At 66.2% G+C, this 458-nt stretch carries 1 pseudogene; it reads left to right on the forward strand.

The features are described from left to right. Window positions 1–252: pseudogene (locus AABA84_RS34820) on the forward strand (IS110 family transposase); the annotation flags it as partial. Window positions 253–458 lie beyond the last annotated feature (206 nt).

Consider the following 458-nt stretch of genomic DNA (forward strand, 5'->3'; position numbering starts at 1 on the left):
GGCGCCCGCAGGATTGACGGCGGACGCCAGCGCTTGCGTCAGGCGCTCTACACCGCAGCTCTTCCGGCATCCTTCCGCTGGAATCCGCAGCTCATGGCCCTGTACAGCCGGCTGATCGCCGCCGGCAAGGGCCACAAGCGCGCGCTGGTCGCCTGTGCCAGGAAGCTGATCGTCATCATCAACGCCGTCGTCGCCCGCGGAACACCGTGGGTCGCCGAACCGCCCAGAACCGCGAGTGTGTCCGTTACCTGATCTCGCACCTGATCTCGTTTCTTTGTTCGATCAGGCGACCGTTTCTTCGTCCCGACCTGCCCTCAAGACGACGCCGCGCGCCGCGGCCGTCAAGGATGGCCGTCGCGCTCGTCTCACCTCACATCGACTGCCGCCAGGCCACGCCTTGACGGCCGCAAGCACGGCGTCATGCTCGCGGAAAGCGGGCGTGCTTTAATGGTTGCTAC

Origin of the sequence: Bradyrhizobium sp. TM239 (assembly GCF_036247985.1) — a bacterium.
GTDB lineage: Bacteria > Pseudomonadota > Alphaproteobacteria > Rhizobiales > Xanthobacteraceae > Bradyrhizobium > Bradyrhizobium ottawaense.